1 protein-coding gene and 1 pseudogene are annotated in these 1707 nt (G+C 74.3%); one reads left to right on the forward strand and one right to left on the reverse strand.

Going from position 1 to position 1707, the window contains the following annotated elements; translation table 11 throughout:
* On the reverse strand, window positions 1-1405 hold a 1405-nt coding region (locus G3I65_RS53270), incomplete at its 3' end, for a DEDD exonuclease domain-containing protein (protein WP_160703902.1).
* Window positions 1406-1502: 97 nt separating this feature from the next.
* Between G3I65_RS53270 and G3I65_RS53275 the strand changes: the two are divergent.
* Window positions 1503-1707: pseudogene (locus G3I65_RS53275) on the forward strand (RNA-binding protein); the annotation flags it as partial.

Below are 1707 nucleotides of genomic sequence, written 5' to 3' on the forward strand. Positions count from 1 at the left end.
AGCCGCCCGCGCCGTCCGGGCTTGCCGCGATCAGCTCGCCGATCGAGGCCAGCGCGCCCTGGCGGTGGGCCTTTCCGAGCGCGCGGATCAGGGCCGCCAGCTCGTCGCGGTGGCGGGCCGCCTGTTCGTAGTGCTCGCCGGCCGCCAGGTGCTCGACGTGGGCCGCCGCCGTGTGGAGGGGGCGGCCGTCCAGGCCCGCGATCAGGCCCGACACCGACTCGACCAGCGGCTCGTACGCCTCGACGCTCTGCCGTCCCGCGCACGGCGCGCCGCAGCGGCCCAGCTCCGCCAGGACGCACGGGGTGCCGTTCGGCGAGCGGGGCGAGATCCGCTGCGTGCACGTCCGCAGGCCCGACGCGCCGGCCAGGGTGTCCGCCGTCGCCTTGGCGTCCGCCTGGTTGCGGAACGGGCCCAGCACCCCCGGCCGCGGCAGGCGGACCACGGACAGACGCGGGAACGCCTCCTCCGTGAGCCCGATCCACCAGCCCTGGTGGCGGTTCTTCGACCGGCGGTTGTACGCGGGCCGGTGCGCCGCGATCAGCCGCAGCTCCCGCACCTCCGCCTCCAGCGCGTGCGCGCACACGACGTGGTCGACGCGCTCGGCCAGCGCCACCATCTCCCGGATCCGGCTGCGGTTCTCCGAACCCGTGAAGTACGTGCGCACCCGCCGCCGCAGGTCCTTCGCCGTGCCGACGTACAGGACCTCTTCCTTGGGGCCCTTGAACAGGTAGACGCCCGGCGCCGCGGGCAGGTCCGCCGCCAGGTGCCGCTTCGCCCGCTGGGCGACCGTCACCTCCGGCAGGTAGCCCATCAGCTCCTCGAGCGAGTGGACGCCCAGGTTCCCGACGCGCTCCAGCAGGCCGTGCAGGACGTCGACGGTGGCGCGCGCGTCGTCGAGGGCGCGGTGCGTCGGCCGGGTCCGCGCGCCGAACAGCAGCGCCAGCGCCATCAGGTTGTAGCGCCCGACCTCGTCGCGCGGTACGACGCGCCGGGCCAGCCGCGCCGTGCACACCACCGTCAGCTTCGGCCACGCGTACCCGTGTGCCTCGCAGGCGGCGCGCATGTGCGAGGTGTCGAACCCGGAGTTGTGCGCCACCAGCACCGACCCGCCGATGAACTCCAGGAACGCCGGCAGCACCTCCTCGATCGGCGGCGCGTCGTACACCATCAGCTGGGTGATGCCCGTCAGCGAGACGATCTGGGGCGGGATGGTCTTGCCCGGGTTCACCAGGGTCGCGAACTCGCCCAGCACCTCGCCCGCGCGCACCTTCACCGCGCCGATCTCGGTGATTTCGGACGCGCCCGGCCCGGCTCCCGTGGTTTCCAGGTCGAAAACCACGAAAGTCGTTTCCCGCAACGGGGTTCCGAGCTCGTCGAACGCGAGTTGTGCCTGGATCGAACGCATGGTCGGGACTGTAGGGGCGACCACCGACAGTTTCCGCGCGCCGCCGGTCCGTGTCCCGCGCGGCGCGGGATGCGGGGGCGGGGCCTACCCTGGACCAATGCACCCGCAGCCGCTCGTGCCGGAGCCGCCCGGGGACCCTGATGGTCCCTCGGGTGTCGCGTCGCGCCCGGAGCCGGCTGAAGAGCCCGCTGACCGGCCCGAACCCGCCACCTGGCCGGCCCTGCCGGAGCCGGTGCGGGACCGCATCGCGGAGCTCGCCGCGGCCGCCGTCGCCAAGCTCCCCGGCACCGACGTGCCGCGTC

Origin of the sequence: Amycolatopsis sp. SID8362, assembly GCF_010550475.1 — a bacterium.
Lineage (GTDB): Bacteria > Actinomycetota > Actinomycetes > Mycobacteriales > Pseudonocardiaceae > Amycolatopsis > Amycolatopsis eburnea.